The organism is Bifidobacterium goeldii (assembly GCF_003951095.1).
GTDB classification, from domain to species: domain Bacteria; phylum Actinomycetota; class Actinomycetes; order Actinomycetales; family Bifidobacteriaceae; genus Bifidobacterium; species Bifidobacterium goeldii.
Window position 1 is genome coordinate 82,607 of the sequence record NZ_QXGL01000001.1, and the last position, 15,321, is coordinate 97,927.

General features: G+C 53.7%; 15 protein-coding genes. 14 read left to right on the plus strand and 1 reads right to left on the minus strand.

Translation table 11 applies throughout. The features are described 5' to 3' along the window. The first annotated feature begins 88 nt into the window (after positions 1–88). The 12 genes from D2E25_RS00385 to D2E25_RS00440 all read left to right on the plus strand — a co-directional run bounded on the left by D2E25_RS00385 (position 89) and on the right by D2E25_RS00440 (position 10,970). Complete coding sequence (locus tag D2E25_RS00385; protein ID WP_125979082.1) at positions 89–688, plus strand: HIT family protein; 600 nt, start codon at positions 89–91, stop codon at positions 686–688. Between the two features lie 139 nt (positions 689–827). Further along, positions 828–1,583 (plus strand): YebC/PmpR family DNA-binding transcriptional regulator, encoded by a 756-nt coding sequence (locus D2E25_RS00390; RefSeq protein WP_125979083.1) that lies wholly within the window; start codon positions 828–830, stop codon positions 1,581–1,583. A gap of 7 nt (positions 1,584–1,590) precedes the next feature. Then, positions 1,591–2,172: a crossover junction endodeoxyribonuclease RuvC gene (ruvC, locus tag D2E25_RS00395; protein ID WP_125979084.1), complete on the plus strand. Its 582-nt coding sequence runs from the start codon at positions 1,591–1,593 to the stop codon at positions 2,170–2,172. A gap of 69 nt (positions 2,173–2,241) precedes the next feature. Further along, positions 2,242–2,871 (plus strand): Holliday junction branch migration protein RuvA, encoded by a 630-nt coding sequence (gene ruvA, locus D2E25_RS00400; RefSeq protein WP_125979085.1) that lies wholly within the window; start codon positions 2,242–2,244, stop codon positions 2,869–2,871. Between the two features lie 9 nt (positions 2,872–2,880). Beyond that, the gene (ruvB, locus tag D2E25_RS00405; RefSeq protein ID WP_125979086.1) at positions 2,881–3,963 is read left to right on the plus strand and encodes a Holliday junction branch migration DNA helicase RuvB; all 1,083 of its coding nucleotides are present in this window, start codon (positions 2,881–2,883) and stop codon (positions 3,961–3,963) included. Positions 3,964–4,022: 59 nt separating this feature from the next. Next, on the plus strand, positions 4,023–4,436 hold the full coding sequence (locus D2E25_RS00410; RefSeq protein WP_125979087.1) for a preprotein translocase subunit YajC: 414 nt from the start codon (positions 4,023–4,025) through the stop codon (positions 4,434–4,436). Positions 4,437–4,577: 141 nt separating this feature from the next. After that, positions 4,578–5,159, plus strand: a complete 582-nt coding sequence (locus D2E25_RS00415) for an adenine phosphoribosyltransferase (RefSeq protein ID WP_125979088.1) — start codon at positions 4,578–4,580, stop codon at positions 5,157–5,159. 89 nt (positions 5,160–5,248) lie between these two features. Next, positions 5,249–6,448, plus strand: coding sequence for an ADP-forming succinate--CoA ligase subunit beta (gene sucC, locus D2E25_RS00420; protein ID WP_125979089.1), 1,200 nt, complete (start codon positions 5,249–5,251; stop codon positions 6,446–6,448). Between the two features lies 1 nt (position 6,449). Beyond that, on the plus strand, positions 6,450–7,376 hold the full coding sequence (gene sucD, locus D2E25_RS00425; RefSeq protein WP_125979090.1) for a succinate--CoA ligase subunit alpha: 927 nt from the start codon (positions 6,450–6,452) through the stop codon (positions 7,374–7,376). Next, positions 7,373–8,809: a cell division protein PerM gene (locus D2E25_RS00430; protein ID WP_125979091.1), complete on the plus strand. Its 1,437-nt coding sequence runs from the start codon at positions 7,373–7,375 to the stop codon at positions 8,807–8,809. Before sucD ends, D2E25_RS00430 begins: the two co-directional genes overlap by 4 nt. Then, positions 8,757–10,394 (plus strand): bifunctional phosphoribosylaminoimidazolecarboxamide formyltransferase/IMP cyclohydrolase, encoded by a 1,638-nt coding sequence (gene purH / locus D2E25_RS00435; RefSeq protein WP_125979092.1) that lies wholly within the window; start codon positions 8,757–8,759, stop codon positions 10,392–10,394. Before D2E25_RS00430 ends, purH begins: the two co-directional genes overlap by 53 nt. A 282-nt stretch (positions 10,395–10,676) precedes the next feature. Continuing rightward, complete coding sequence (locus D2E25_RS00440) at positions 10,677–10,970, plus strand: DUF3017 domain-containing protein (protein WP_125979093.1); 294 nt, start codon at positions 10,677–10,679, stop codon at positions 10,968–10,970. Here D2E25_RS00440 and D2E25_RS00445 read toward each other — a convergent pair. Beyond that, on the minus strand, positions 10,953–11,936 hold the full coding sequence (locus D2E25_RS00445; protein WP_241216889.1) for an MIP/aquaporin family protein: 984 nt from the start codon (positions 11,934–11,936) through the stop codon (positions 10,953–10,955). The genes D2E25_RS00440 and D2E25_RS00445 overlap by 18 nt on opposite strands. Positions 11,937–12,129: 193 nt before the next feature. Between D2E25_RS00445 and D2E25_RS00450 the strand changes: the two genes are divergently transcribed. Both D2E25_RS00450 and der read left to right on the plus strand, forming a co-directional pair. Further along, a complete protein-coding gene (locus tag D2E25_RS00450; protein WP_125979094.1) occupies positions 12,130–12,903 on the plus strand; it encodes a pseudouridine synthase in 774 nt (257 codons plus the stop codon). Next, entirely contained in the window at positions 12,900–15,035 is a 2,136-nt protein-coding gene (gene der / locus D2E25_RS00455) for a bifunctional cytidylate kinase/GTPase Der (RefSeq protein WP_125979095.1), read from the plus strand. The genes D2E25_RS00450 and der overlap by 4 nt, the downstream gene beginning before the upstream one ends. Positions 15,036–15,321 lie beyond the last annotated feature (286 nt).

Here is a 15,321-nt window from a genome sequence, read left to right on the forward strand (position 1 = left end):
ACATAGGCGGTTTCAACGCGTAACAGCTATGCCAAGTGTTGAAACCGCCTAGCTTTTTGCTGAATCATTGGTGAGGAAGGAATATTCGATGGATACTGGTGACGTGCGCATCGACAACCCTGCCGAGTTTCCGCCGCAAGAGGACACTGTTGAACGACTGTGGACTCCGCAGCGTATGACCTATGTGCTGCGTAACAGCGAGAACCGTCCCACTCAGCCAAAAACCAAAGAATGTCCTTTCTGTGCTGGGCCAAAGAAATCTGACGAAGATGGGCTGATTGCATGGCGCGGCACGTTTGTGTTTGCGATTATGAATCTATACCCATATAACGTGGGGCATCTTATGATCTGCCCATATCGTCACGTTGGCATGATCACCGATCTTGATGACGCTGAATTGTTTGAATTTGAAAAAGCAACAACTTTGGCGATGACGGTGATGAAAGAAGTTTCGCATCCTGATGGTTGGAATATTGGTATCAACCAAGGAGAAGTCGCAGGAGCTGGCGTTGCTGCTCACTTGCATCAGCATGTGGTGCCACGATGGAACGGTGACGCGAACTTTATGCCGATTGTTGCGCAAACGCGTACCATGCCAATTTTGCTTGGCGACCAGCGCGCTGCATACGCTGAAGCATTCCAACGTCTTGCAGCAGACTTCGGATTGCCTAGCGATGTTCAGCATTAAGTGTGAGTGATTTATATCTCAGTCATATACAAGCGGTGTGCTGCTCAGCCCTATTGCAGGGTATGTATTGAGCGTTGTCGGCTAACCGCTTTAAGATAGTTTCGTTTGTCAGTTTATTCGCATACCTGCTAGGAGCATTATGTCAGGTCATTCCAAGTGGGCGACCACCAAGCACAAGAAGGCCGCCATCGACGCCAAGCGCGGCAAGCTCTTCGCCAAGCTCATCAAGAACATTGAAATCGCAGCTCGTATGGGCGGCGGCGATCCGGACGGTAACCCGTCTCTGTACGACGCTATTTACAAGGCCAAGAAGGCTTCTATGCCGGCCGACAACATCAAGCGCGCTGTCAAGCGTGGCTCCGGTGAAGAAGCGGGTGGCGCTAACTATGAAGACATCGTCTACGAGGGCTACGCACCTGCAGGCGTTGGTCTGATCATTGAATGCTTGACCGATAACCGTAACCGTGCTGCTGCTGAAGTGCGTTCCACCCTGACCAAGGGCAATGGTTCGCTGGCGACCTCCGGCTCGGTGTCCTTCAACTTCGAACGCAAGGGCCAGATTGAGGTTCCGAGCGAAGGCGTTGATTTCGACGATCTGTTCGAGAAGGCCGGCGACGCGGGTGCTGAGGACGTGATCGATGATGGTGACGTGTTCACCGTGATCACTGATCCGTCTGATCTGCACACTGTGCGTAAGGCTCTGCAGGACGCTGGTTTCGACTACGATTCCGCCGATATGGTGATGCGTCCGAAGAACGAGGTCGAGCTGACGCTTGAAGATGCTCGCAAGGTGTCCAAGCTCATTGACAACCTCGATGATCTGGACGATGTGCAGAACATCTACTCCAACTGGACCGCCTCTGATGAGGTTATGGCCCAGCTTGACGAGGAGTAATCGTTCAGTGATTATTCTTGGCGTTGACCCCGGGCTTACTCGCTGCGGGGTCGGCGTGATCGAAGCCGGCGCTCATCGCCGGCTTTCGTTTATTCACGTCGATGTAGTGCGTTCGTCACCAGACATGTCGCAAGATTTGCGATTATTGGCTATTTATAACGGTCTGGTTGCTAAGATCGAGCGTTTTGCTCCAGATACGGTCTCCATCGAACGCGTATTTGCTCAAGAAAACCGCAATACAGTGCTTGGTACTGCACAAGCGGCGGGTATGGCAATGTTAGCTGCTGCGCAACGCGGCATTCCGGTGGCATTGCATACGCCGACTGAGTCAAAGCTTGCTATCACAGGTAATGGCAAGGCAGAAAAGCCACAGATGGAACGTATGGTGGCGCGGATCCTTGGATTGAATGAGCCGCCAACTCCAGCTGATGCAGCTGATGCTTTGGCTATTGCAATTTGTCACGCTTTGCGCCCGGCTGGAGCATTGCAGGGAGGGGAGCGCGAACAGCATTTGACTCCTGCTCAGCGTCAATGGGCGATGGCTGCGCAGCGTTCACGTCGTCGGCATAGTGCTGACCGTGGAATGTAAAGCGACAGGTCGTGACTATCAGATATCGTAGTAGAACAGATGTTCGATCTATGATCGTCAGGGGGCACCATGATAGGAATGTTGCGCGGGATAGTCGCTGAAGTGAGTGTGGACTGCGCTCTGATTGAAGTTGGTGGTGTCGGATACGAAGTACGTATGCCTTCCGCTGATTTATCATCTCTGCATGCTGGGCAAGAGACAAAAATCTATACGTCGTTGAATGTTTCGCAGGATGCTATTACGTTATTTGGATTTCTATCTCCGGCATCGAAGCGAATGTTTTTGCAATTACAAAAAGTAAGCGGTATTGGCCCAAAGGTCGCATTGTCGCTTCTGTCAACGTTGCCACCAGATCGACTCGCTCATGCTGTAGCTGATGGCGATGCTACTGCGCTAGCAAAAGCCCCTGGTCTCGGTAAAAAAGGCGCACAAAAGATTATTCTCGAGCTGAAAGGGTCTATTGATCTCGATGCTATTGAATCGGGAGTGCAAGGCACAGCTTCTCGTCGTCGTGCAGCGGGGGATCCAAACTTACTGCAAGTAGTTGAAGGCTTGATGTCGCTAGGCTGGCGTCAACCGGATGCGCAAAGCGCTGTCGAATCAGTATGTGCGCGCGACAATATTGCGCTTCCGCTTGCTACGGATGATGTACCGCGTGTACTCAAACTTGCACTTACCTCCCTTGACCGAGGACGGTGATCTACGACTATGCCAACACTTACGAATACTGCTGATATGGAATATGACGCACAAGCCAATACTGGTGCTAACGAGGAATCGTTGCGCATGGTTTCTGCTGCACCAATTGGTAATGAACCGGTCAGTGATGAGGAACTGCGCCCGCATGCACTTGATGGCTTTATTGGCCAGCCGTTATTGAAGGCTCAGCTGCAGCTATTCCTTGATGCTGCTCGCAAACGTGACGTTCCGCCGGATCATATTTTGCTTGCTGGCCCTCCCGGCCTTGGCAAAACTACATTGGCGATGATTGTTGCGAATGAGCTGAATGTGCCAATTCGTGTGACTTCTGGTCCGGCTATTCAGCATGCTGGTGATCTTGCTTCCATTCTGAGCTCACTTGATTCGGGCGAAGTACTGTTTATTGACGAGATCCATCGATTGCCACGAGCGGCTGAAGAGTTGCTCTATATTGCAATGGAAGATTTCCGCGTCGATGTGATGGTTGGTAAGGGACCGGGCGCAACTTCTATTCCACTTACACTGCCTCGGTTTACCGTGATTGGTGCTACCACGCGTGAGGGCATGTTGCCATCTCCGTTGCGTGCTCGTTTCGGTTTCACTGCGCACTTGGACTTCTACCCGCATGAGGAATTGGAAAAGCTGATCGAGCGTTCAGCTGGAGTATTGGGCGTGCACTTGGGGGAGGAGTCAGCGCACGAAATGGCGGTGCGCTCCCGTGGTACACCGCGTATTGCAAACCGCTTGCTGCGCCGTGTACGCGACTGGGCTATTGTTCACGACTTATCAAGCGTAGAGCCAGCTGATGTTAAGGCTGCACTTGAGTTGTACCAGATTGATGCTGAAGGGCTTGATCGGCTTGATATTGCTGTGCTCAACGCTGTTGTCAAACAATTCAATGGTGGCCCAGTTGGACTCAACACACTGTCCGCTATGGTAGGTGAAGAATCAGAGACCGTTGAAACGGTATGTGAACCATATTTGGTGCGCGAAGGTTTCCTGATTCGTACACCAAAGGGAAGGGTTGCTACCGAAAAGGCATGGGCTCATTTGGGGCTTGTGCCCAAAGATGATGTCAGCAAGCTCTTCTAACATAAGGTATTTGTTGACCGACATCCGTTCGTGTTCACCCGCATCAATAAGGAGTTTTCATGGATCCCACAATGCTTGTCATGCTTGTTTTCATCGTCCTCATGATTGTCATGATGATGGTGCAGCAGCGTAAGAGCAAGAAGCAGCAGGCTGACATCCGGGACTTCCGTGCCAACCTTGCACCTGGCACTGAGGTCATCACTATTGGTGGCGTTATCGGCAAGGTTGTCTCGGTCGATACCGAGTATGAGGAGATCGTTATTGACTCTGAGGGCTCCAAGATGCGCTTCAGCTTCCGTGCGATCAACAAGGAATACACGCGTCCGGCATTCATCCACGACGATGAGGTTGACGAGAATGGCAACCCGCTGCCGAAGGATGACGACGATAAGGATCAGGCGCAGGTTCCGGTCGATACCGCGGTCACGGCTGCGGACGCCGGTACGGCTATCGCCGAGGCGGACGCCAAGTAACAAATCCGAATGAACGCTAGCGGGTGAATAGGCATGGTATTACACCCTGACCCGTTCGCCCGCTTGACAGCCCGAAGGGCGCCGGCTGACCCGCGCCCAATACGCAAATACGTATCCAGTTGAATCGACAGGCGGCACAAGATGACACAGTCCGATATCACCATCGAAGATCTCAGCAAGGTCGGTCAGGCAGACGCTGAATATCTGGTTTCGCTGATCAGAACGATTCCGGGATTCCCCAAGGAGGGAATCAAATTCCGCGACTTCATGCCGGTACTCGCTGATGCTAAAGCGCTTGGCATTCTCATGACGGCACTTGAGGAGACGCTGCCGATTCCGGCTGACTCGTTCGACGCGGTCGCCGGTCTGGAAGCGCGTGGTTTCCTCTTCGGCCCGGCTCTTGCTGCACGCCTTGGCAAGGGATTTATTGCGATCCGCAAGGCCGGCAAGCTCCCTCCCGAGACCATCGGCGAGGAATATGATCTTGAATACGGCACCGAAAAGGTCGAGATCGAATCCGACTGCGTGCAAGGTGGCAAGAGGGTCCTCATCGTTGACGACCTGATCGCCACCGGCGGCACCGCGAAGGCAGCTATGGACTTGATTCAGGCAGGCGGCGGTCAAGTCGTTGGCTTCAGCTTCGTCATGGGCCTGACTGGCCTTGATGGGTTGGATAAGCTGGGCGGACTGCCGACGGCAACCCTAGTGTCGATGCCGGCATGATGCACACCTGCGATGTCGCGCCACCCCTGCGGTCATGTGTGCGGTATTGCCATTGTCGAACAGTATTTGAGAAGTAGGTAACGAGAGCAATGGATCTTTATGAATACCAGGCTAGGGAGCTGCTCGCCGAGCAGGATATCCCTGCGCCACAAGCGATTTACGCGCAGAATTCCCACGAAGTAGCCGAGGCAGCTGATCGTCTCGGATACCCCTGTGTTATCAAAGCTCAGGTGAAGATTGGTCACCGTGGGCAGGCGGGTGGTGTCAAGATTGCGCACAACCGCGATGAGGCTATTCTGATCTCTGAAAGCATCCTGCCGATGACCATTCACGGGCACAAGGTGAATGGTGTGCTGGTTGCCGAGGCTAAGAACATCCTGCACGAATACTACGTCTCTATCTCTGTGGACCGTACTTCGCGTGATTTTGATGTGCTCGCTACGGCTAATGGCGGCACTGAGGTTGAAGAGATCGCCAAGGAGCACCCTGAATCGGTAAAGCGTTTGCATATCAACGCGCTTGGTGATTTTGATATGGAAGCAGCTCGTCAGATGGCTGATCAGATCGGTTTTTACCATGCTGATGCTGAGCAGGCTGCGTCGATCTTGCTGAAAATGTGGAAGTGCTTCAAAGACAATGACGCAACACTCGTGGAGATCAATCCGCTCGCCAAGATTGGTGATCCGGATGATGAGGCGAGTAAGTCATTGTGTGCGTTGGACGCCAAGATTTCTCTTGATGGCAATGCTGCATTCCGTCACGATGGCTGGAAGCGTTTTGACGATCCGATGCAGTCCGATGACTTTGAACGTCGCGCTGCTGAGCATGGTTTGCACTATGTACACCTTCATGGCCAAGTCGGTGTGATCGGCAATGGCGCAGGCTTGGTAATGAGCTCGCTGGACGCAGTATGGGGAGCCGGCAAAGACCAGGGCACTGATGTTAAGCCAGCGAACTTCTTGGATATTGGTGGTGGCGCATCAGCTGAAGTGATGCGTGACAGCCTGTCGATTGTTTTGTCTGATCCACAGGTTGAATCAGTATTCATCAACGTGTACGGCGGTATTACGTCTTGCGAACAAGTAGCGAAGGGTATTCTCGAAGCCATTGATGAGCTTGGCGGGTCTAAGCCGCTTGTTGTTCGCTTCGACGGTAATGCGGCAGCTCAGGGATTGAAGATTCTCGCTGACGCGCATAACCCGAATTTGCACGTCGAAGACACTATGGAACAGGCTGCCTGGCAGGCAGCAAAGTTGGCGGCTGCCGCACTCACTGCGAAGGAGGCCTAAGATGACCGCATTTATTGAAGATGGCGCGCCAGTCATCGTACAGGGCATGACCGGTCATCAGGGCATGACACATACTGCGCGCATGCTGCGTGCAGGCACCAACATTGTTGGTGGTGTTAATCCACGCAAGGCTGGAACATCGGTGACGTTCGCTGGCGCTAAGAACGGCGAAGATATCGATATCCCCGTTTACGCTACCTGCGCTGATGCGAAAGAAGCCACGGGTGCAAAAGCAAGTGTCGTGTTCGTTCCACCACGATTTGCTCGCAATGCTGTTGTGGAAGCGGTTGAAGCCGGTATTGAACTTATTGTTGTTATTACTGAAGGTATTCCGGTTGCCGATAGCGCTTACTTTGTTGAACTCGCATTGAGCCGCGGTATTCGTATCGTTGGACCGAACTGCCCAGGTTTGATGACCCTTCCCAAGCAGGAAGGCGAGCACGGTGTCAACCTCGGTATCATCCCTGACGGTATTGTCGGCCGTGGCCCACTCGGACTGGTGTCCAAGTCCGGCACGCTCACCTATCAGCTCATGGGTGAACTGTCCGATATCGGTTTCACTGCATGCCTTGGTGCAGGCGGCGATCCGATCGTTGGCACAACGTTGCTTGAAGCACTGCAGGAATTCGAACGTGATGACGACACGAAGGCAGTTGTCATGATCGGCGAAATCGGCGGTAGTGCTGAGCAAGATGCCGCACAATGGGCTGCTGAACACATGACTAAGCCGGTTGTCGCATACATTGCTGGTTTCACCGCGCCGGAAGGCAAGCAGATGGGCCATGCTGGCGCTATCGTGTCTGGCGGTAAAGGCACTGCGCAGGATAAGAAAGAAGCGTTGGAAGCCGTGGGCATCCCCGTGGGTCGAACCCCTGGGCAGACCGCTGATATCATGCGTGAGGTGTTGGCCAAGCGCTCCCTGGCATGATGGCAAAACTGCGTGCTTGGATTAAAGGGCCGATTGTAGCTGTAGCAACGATGGCGATTTACGCTATCGCACTCGGCTGCTTTCTGGCCCTTATGCTGTTAGTTATCTCTATGGAAGAGGGCGGTGACAATCTTTCTGTCGCCACCGTACCGCTCACGCAGGCTGTTGTGCTTCTTAGCCAAGGAGTTGGGTTTACTACTGACTCGCTGTCGCTCTCGATTACGCCGCTGCTGCTTACTTTTTTGCTTATTGCACTGGTAGCGTCGCTAGCGCGGCGTATTAGTACGGATGCACGCTCATATGTATCTGGTCTCGTGACATGGATAGTGCTTACCCTGCTACTGACTCGTGGTTTGACAGTTGGATTGATGGATAATACTGCCATCATCGGGCTGAAAAGTGCGGTACTGTTCACGCTTGGGTTTGCTATTGCAGCATTGCCAGGGTCGCCGCTTCTTGCGTCACTGCGTGGTTTTATTCACGCGCATGTCTCTCAAGATGTTCGTCGCACAGTGCGTATCGGTGTCATGCTTGCGTTGATTATCATGGCAGTGTTTGTGCTGGCTGGCATCATCACTGTGATTGTGTGGATCGTATCCGGTCATGCGGCCATGAGCAAACTCTTCGATTTCAATGGCATGGAAACCGGATCCCGCATTCTCACCACTATTGCCTCACTTGCTTGGCTGCCGAACTTGTGCATTTGGGCAATTTCATGGTTGTTTGGCGCGGGTTTTGCCATTGGTGATCTTGCTGAATTCACGTTGTGGATTGGCCAATCGCGTTCTTTGCCAGCGGTACCTGCATTTGGCTTATTCCCTCAGCCTGTGAGTAGCGATGTTGTACGCCTGATCCTCGTAATGATTCCGTTAGCAACGGGTTTGATCGCTGGTCTTGCAGCGATATTGCTGAAATCAGGATTTCACATCACATTGGGGTCTGCCGCTGATCCTGTTGATCGCCGCGCGCTGATCGTTGAGCTTGCCTACCCAGTTGGCGGCTTCTGCCTTACCAGTGTCATCGTGTCCCTATCATCATCATTGATGTTCATTATTTCGAATGGTTCACTTGGCAGTGAGCGACTAAAGAACGTTGGCGTTGATGTCATTCGTTCGACACAAGTATGTGCTCGCCCTAGTGCAACTGGCCTATTCGCCGCGTGGCTTATCATGCTGGTTGGTGTCGCTTTTGTTTTCGGGATACGCTGGATCTCACGGCGTATTCGCGCAGCGAAAGGCGTTGGAGACCAGAAGAGTCAGCATTCATCAGACCATGATGACGCTGACAATCGTAACAAACCGCGTCTCGTAGGCGGATCTAGCAACGTTATTGACGAAACAAAGACTACAACCACAGAAGAAACAACCAAGGAGGAACACGATGACCAACACGAATCGACCGATACGACGGGCTCTGGTGTCAGTCTTTCATAAGGAAGGCATCGAGGTCCTGGCCGAAGCGTTCGTGAAGGCCGGAACCGAGGTCGTTTCCACCGGTTCCACTGCCAAGAAACTCGCTGAACTGGGCGTTAAGGTCACTGAAGTATCCGACGTTACGGGCTTCCCCGAGTGCCTTGACGGCCGTGTGAAGACCTTGCACCCGTATATTCATGCCGGCATTCTGGCCGATATGACCAACCCTGAGCATGCCAAGCAGCTCGAAGAATTCGGCATCAAGCCATTCGATCTGGTGGTCGTCAACCTGTATCCGTTCGCGGATACCGTGCGCTCCGGTGCTGATGAGGCTGCAACCATCGAAAAGATCGACATCGGTGGTCCTTCCATGGTTCGTGGTGCAGCAAAGAATCATGCCACCGTAGCTATCGTTACTGATCCGGCTGACTATGCGCTGGTTGCTGCCCGCGTGGCCGACGGCACTGGCTTCTCTCTCGAGGAACGCAAGTGGCTTGCCGCTAAGGCTTTCGCTCACACTGCCGCCTACGATGCAACCATCAACGAGTGGACTGCCAAGCACTGGCCTAAGCCTGCTTCGCTTGACGCTGCCGAAATCGATCATGATGATCAGGGCACCGAAGTCGACTCCGCCAAGTTCCCGGCACAGTTCACTCGCACGTGGGACCGTGCACACACGCTGCGTTACGGTGAGAACTCTCACCAGCAGGCTGCACTGTACGTTGACCCGCTCAACCAGACTGGTTTCGCGCACGCCGAGCAGCTCGGCGGCAAGCCAATGAGCTACAACAATTACGTCGACGCAGACGCTGCATGGCGCACTGTATGGGATATGGCTCCTTCCATTGCTGTCGCAGTGGTCAAGCACAACAACCCGTGCGGTTTGGCCATCGGCGCTACCGCGGCCGAAGCTCACAAGAAGGCTCATGCTTGCGATCCGATGAGCGCATACGGTGGCGTGATCGCCTGCAACACCACGGTGACGCTCGAAATGGCTGAAAGCGTACGCCCGATCTTCACTGAGGTCATCGTCGCTCCCGACTATGAGCCGGCTGCACTGGAACTGCTGCAGACCAAGAAGAAGAACCTGCGCATCCTCAAGGTGGCTGAACCGCCAAAGGGCCACGAGGCCATCCGCCAGATTGATGGCGGCCTGCTCGTGCAGGACACCGATCTGATCAACGCTGTGGGTGATGACCCGGATTCGTGGAAGCTGGTAGCTGGCGAAGCTGCCGATGCTGACACCCTGAAGGATCTGGTGTTCGCATGGCGTGCAATCCGCTGCGTGAAGTCCAACGCTATCCTGCTCGCTCATGATCAGGCTACGGTCGGTATTGGCATGGGTCAGGTCAACCGCGTGGACTCCTGCCATCTGGCCGTCGAACGCGCCAACACGCTGGCTGACGGTGCTGACCGCGCAGCCGGTTCTGTGGCTGCCTCTGACGCATTCTTCCCATTCGCTGATGGCGCGCAGGTGCTTATTGACGCGGGTGTGAAAGCTATTGTGCAGCCTGGCGGTTCTATTCGCGATGAGGAAGTCATCGAAGCTGCAAAGAAGGCTGGCGTAACCATGTACCTGACTGGTACTCGCCACTTCTTCCACTGATCGACGGAGTCGTAGCTGTCAGGCTATTCGTAGCTTGACAGCAGGTTGAGCGTGACAGCTGCGAGCAGTTATCTACAGGTGAAGGGTTCTTTCGCTTACCTGTTGTAGTGCAGATATCACATCGCATGTGATGATGCACTGAGAACAGGTTGGGGGAGAGCCCTTTGCTATATCCACATGCGTTATGCTGCAATGCCGTGTAAGATGCACGACAGCACCGTTTTAGCCAACACAATGTTACGTATTCGTCCACCATGACGATGCAAGATCGAAAGAGGCCCCATGCACAAGCATCCATTCGTTTCCGAAGCCAATGAAGGCAAGCCTTGGTTTGAATGGATTGTAGCAGGCGTGGTTGTTGTCGCAGCAGTGACAGCAGTGCTTGGATATACGATGGCCGCGACGGTTATCATCGCCGTCGCGGCCATTATTACTGGACTACTACGTCTTATTCTGCGCGCTCGTAGTCCTTGGAAAGTCCGTTCTGTAGCATTCGACGCCATTATTGGCATCGGTTTAGGACTCGGACTGCTTTTGCTGTATTTCGCGCCAGAACTACTACGCTTCCTCGCCTGAGGTTACGTCGATCGACTTGGTGCTTTCGCTATCAGCCCCGTTATCATCAGATGATTCGCTGATTTCGCCGTCAGCGGGCACTTCATCTGTTTGCGTAGCATCGGCCGATTCATCGTGAGCAGCCTTCTTCTTTGGCGTACGCGTCGTAACAATTTCAGCAATAATCATTGCCAACGCTACGATGGCTGCAGCTAAAACCGGAGCAACCCAGAACACCCACAGCTGAGAGAGTGGCTGCGTGGTCAATCCCTGGTTCTGGGCAAACACCGCAATACCAGTTGCACGTGCCGGGTTCAATGCAGCTCCAGTAATCGGATAGCTAATCGCAGCGCCTGCGCCATACGTAACACCCATTGCCAGCGCATAACCGTGAGTCGGACGACCATCATTGTCAGTCAAACGCATTGCGCAAGCAACAATAATCACTGAAGCAACAACCTCAACAATGATTGCCAGCGTGATACCAAAGCTCAAACCAGCTTGGCTGATAGTGGAGTTGGATACGGAACCTGCGTCAAAACCATTTACTACAGGAGTCATCCACGTCTTAGCAGTCACTGAATCTGAAGTCGGCAGCACAAAGCGCAGCACCGCGCCGGCGCCGAGGCCACCGAGCACCTGGGCGATAACATAGAGCACGCCTGTAGGCACGTTGGTCTTGCCGGTCAACATTGCAGCAACAGTAACCGCAGGGTTAAACTGTCCGCCGGACAGTGAGGCAAATACTGTGGTAACAGCGGTATAGATCAATGCAGTTCCAAGAGCGAGAGCTGCCAAATCAAGTCCGTAAATAGCAATGCCGAATGAGCTCAGTACATAAATAGCAAAGCAAATGAGGAAGCTGCCTGCAAACTCTGCACCAACACGCAAGATCGGTGATTGCGCCCCCCGGCGCTGATCGAGAGTGTGAACTTCGTGCCGTGTGACGTTCTGCGTTTCAGCCGTTTCGGCCATGAATTCAGTCATATGTTGTGTTCCTTAGATATCGCGTAGGATGTCGCGTCGCGGGTTTCACCCCGCCGAACGCTGCTAGTTTACCAGCAGTCCGCCGTCACGGTATAATAGATAGGTTGTGATTTTCACAGTATGACGATGCGCCTTACGGCGTGATCGCCCCTAATTGATATATGCCAGTATTTCCGGCCACGTTGGGAGAACGATGCCAAACGCATATTCCCGCGCTATGAAGGCGCATGAAGATACGAATGAAGGAATCCGTCTGCAGAAGCTGCTGGCTCAGGCAGGATTCGGCTCACGACGCAAGTGCGAAGAGATGATCACCGACGGTCGCGTAGAAGTCGACGGTGAATTGGTTACTGAACTTGGTACTCGCGTTGACCCTGCGCACCATCAGATTCGCGTCGATGGTTCACGCGTCCACCTTAACCCAAATCATGTGACGCTTGCCCTCAATAAGCCTAAGAAGGTACTCAGCACGATGGATGACCCCAAGGGTCGTTTCACGCTCGCTGACATTATTGGCGACAAGTATGATCGCGTGTTCCACATGGGCCGTTTGGATTATGATTCCGAAGGCCTGATCCTCATGACCAATGATGGTGAGCTCAGCCAGCATGTCATGCACCCTCGCTATGAGGTAGAGAAAACGTATATTGCCACGCTGCAGGGCAAAATTGGCGGTAACGTATGCCGTCGCTTGGTCACGCAGGGTGTGCAGCTTGATGATGGTCTGATTCGCCTCGACCATTGTGCAATTATCGATTCGAACCGCGATACGACCATCGTGAAGGTTGTGCTGCACTCCGGTAAGAATCGTATTGTGCGCCGTATTTTTGGAGCTATTGGCTTCCCTGTGAAGCGTCTGGTTCGTACGCAGATCGGCCCGATTAAGCTTGGCGATCTCAAGCCAGGTTCATATCGCGTGCTGTCACAGGTGGAGGTGCGTTCTCTGCAGAAGGCGGTGGGACTGTGATCCGAGTTGCGATTGACGGCCCGGCGGGAGTTGGCAAATCCTCCACGTCTAAAGCACTGGCACGTCACTTCGGCTACGCCTACCTTGATACCGGCGCTATGTATCGAGCATGCGCATGGTGGTGCCTGAAGCAGGGCATCGACCTGGACGCCGAAGAGATTGATGAACGTCAAGTCACGGAAACCGTTGGCGAGTTCTTCACTGGTGACCACTTTGATATTTCCGTTGATCCTGACGATCCTCGCGTAAGCGCTGATGGTGAGGATATCAGCGAAGCAATTCGTTCCTCTGAAGTATCAACGCACGTTTCGAAGGTTTCCGGCATTATCCCAGTGCGCCGCGTACTGATTGCCGCACAGCGTGCATATATTGCTCGCGAAGATCAGCCAGAGTCCTTCTCTGGCGGTTTGGGTGTTGTGGCTGAAGGACGTGACATTACTACTGTCGTCGCCCCGGATGCTGAAGTGCGCGTACTGCTGACGGCTCGCGAAGAGGTCCGTCAGGCGCGCCGCAATGGTCAGAGCGCGGATACTGCTGGTGTAGGTGGCGAGGATGTTGCTGCTCGCGACCGCGCAGATTCGCAGGTAACGAGCTTCTTGACTGCTGCCGATGGCGTAACCACTCTCGACAATTCTGACTTGACGTTCGAACAGACACTGACCGCGCTTATCACGCTGGTTGAGGATGCGGTCGAAGAGCAGGAGTATGAGCAGTACGCGGCTAATCTTCAGGATTACGAGCTTGAAGATGAAGATGCGATGCTTATCGCCGATTCGCGTTCTGACGCTCAGCAGAGTGCGCCTGCGCCGAAGGCAGTGGGCGTGCTTGCTATTGTTGGCCGTCCGAATGTTGGCAAGTCAACCCTAGTCAATCGTATTCTTGGCCGTCGTGCTGCCGTAGTTGAAGACACGCCTGGCGTTACGCGTGATCGCGTGAGCTATGACGCTGAATGGGCTGGCACGGACTTCAAGCTCGTTGATACTGGCGGTTGGGAAGCTGATGTTGAAGGCATTGAATCCGCTATCGCTTCGCAAGCGCAGATCGCGGTGCAGCTGTCGGATGCTGTCGTGTTTGTAGTTGATGGTCAGATTGGCTTAACTGACACGGATGAGCGCATTGTCAGAATGCTGCGCGCGAGTGGCAAGCCTGTCACACTTGCCGTGAATAAAGTGGATGATGGTGCCAGCGAATATTTGACTGCTGAATTCTGGAAGCTGGGTCTAGGCGAACCGTACGGTATTTCTGCCATGCACGGTAGGGGAGTCGGTGACCTGTTGGATGCGGCGCTTGACTCTCTGCGCAAAGCTGAGAAGACGTCTGGATTCCTCACGCCATCGCATCTGCGTCGAATCGCTCTGGTTGGACGTCCGAATGTGGGTAAATCGTCGCTGCTGAACCAGCTGGCCGGCGAGCAACGTTCCGTGGTGAACGATTTGGCTGGCACCACGCGCGATCCAGTCGATGAGATTGTGAAAGTCGACGGTGAAGATTGGCTGTTTATTGATACGGCCGGTATTAAGCGTCGTCTGCACAAGGTGTCTGGCGCAGATTACTATTCGTCGCTGCGTACCCAAGCGGCGATCGAGCGTTCTGAACTCGCTTTGGTACTGTTCGACGCCTCGCAGCCGATCTCTGATCAGGATCTCAAGGTGATGAGCCAAGCTGTGGACGCTGGACGTGCCATTGTGCTCGTGTTCAACAAGTGGGATTTGATGGACGAATTCGGGCGCCAGCGTTTGGAACGCCTGTGGCAAACCGAATTCAATCGTGTTACGTGGGCACAGCGCGTGAACTTGTCGGCGAAGACGGGCTGGCATACGAATCGTTTGGCCAATGCGATGCGTGATGCGTTGACATCATGGGATAAGCGTATTCCTACGGGCAAGCTCAATGCGTTCCTTGGACAGATTCAAGCTGCGCACCCGCATCCGTTGAGGGGTGGTAAGCAGCCGCGCATTCTGTTCGCTACGCAAGCGTCGACTCGTCCACCGCGTTTTGTGATCTTCGCCACTGGTTTTCTTGAGCATGGCTATCGTCGATTCATCGAACGCTCGTTGCGCGATGAATTTGGTTTCGAAGGTACGCCGATTCAGATTTCAGTGAACATTCGCGAAAAGAAGAAGCGTAAGTAGCTCGAAGCCATACTGCGGCGTTACGTTGCAGCAGTAGTCAATACTGACTCTCCGCCCTCCTTTATTGTGCGTTATTTCAACGGTAATAGGGGAGGGCGGAGCTGTATATGGCGCGCTCATATTGCGCTCATATTGCGCAGTGTGGAGTGGGGGCGGAACCGGCACGCGGGAGCGTTCCTAAATTGTTCGCCAAATCGTTTAAAATGACTCTTGACTTTTCCGCCGACTCGGTATATGGACAGGGAAACATATCTGACATACCCGGGCGGTACGCTGTCCTACGCAT

Excerpts from the sequence above, each read along its gene's own strand:
- D2E25_RS00385 (WP_125979082.1), top strand. The coding sequence starts at position 89 with ATGGATACTGGTGACGTGCGCATCGACAACCCTGCCGAGTTTCCGCCG.
- D2E25_RS00390 (WP_125979083.1), top strand. The coding sequence starts at position 828 with ATGTCAGGTCATTCCAAGTGGGCGACCACCAAGCACAAGAAGGCCGCC.
- ruvA (WP_125979085.1), top strand. The coding sequence starts at position 2,242 with ATGATAGGAATGTTGCGCGGGATAGTCGCTGAAGTGAGTGTGGACTGC.
- ruvB (WP_125979086.1), top strand. The coding sequence starts at position 2,881 with ATGCCAACACTTACGAATACTGCTGATATGGAATATGACGCACAAGCC.
- D2E25_RS00410 (WP_125979087.1), top strand. The coding sequence starts at position 4,023 with ATGGATCCCACAATGCTTGTCATGCTTGTTTTCATCGTCCTCATGATT.
- D2E25_RS00415 (WP_125979088.1), top strand. The coding sequence starts at position 4,578 with ATGACACAGTCCGATATCACCATCGAAGATCTCAGCAAGGTCGGTCAG.
- sucC (WP_125979089.1), top strand. The coding sequence starts at position 5,249 with ATGGATCTTTATGAATACCAGGCTAGGGAGCTGCTCGCCGAGCAGGAT.
- sucD (WP_125979090.1), top strand. The coding sequence starts at position 6,450 with ATGACCGCATTTATTGAAGATGGCGCGCCAGTCATCGTACAGGGCATG.
- D2E25_RS00430 (WP_125979091.1), top strand. The coding sequence starts at position 7,373 with ATGATGGCAAAACTGCGTGCTTGGATTAAAGGGCCGATTGTAGCTGTA.
- purH (WP_125979092.1), top strand. The coding sequence starts at position 8,757 with ATGACCAACACGAATCGACCGATACGACGGGCTCTGGTGTCAGTCTTT.
- D2E25_RS00440 (WP_125979093.1), top strand. The coding sequence starts at position 10,677 with ATGCACAAGCATCCATTCGTTTCCGAAGCCAATGAAGGCAAGCCTTGG.
- D2E25_RS00445 (WP_241216889.1), bottom strand. The coding sequence starts at position 11,936 with ATGACTGAATTCATGGCCGAAACGGCTGAAACGCAGAACGTCACACGG.
- D2E25_RS00450 (WP_125979094.1), top strand. The coding sequence starts at position 12,130 with ATGCCAAACGCATATTCCCGCGCTATGAAGGCGCATGAAGATACGAAT.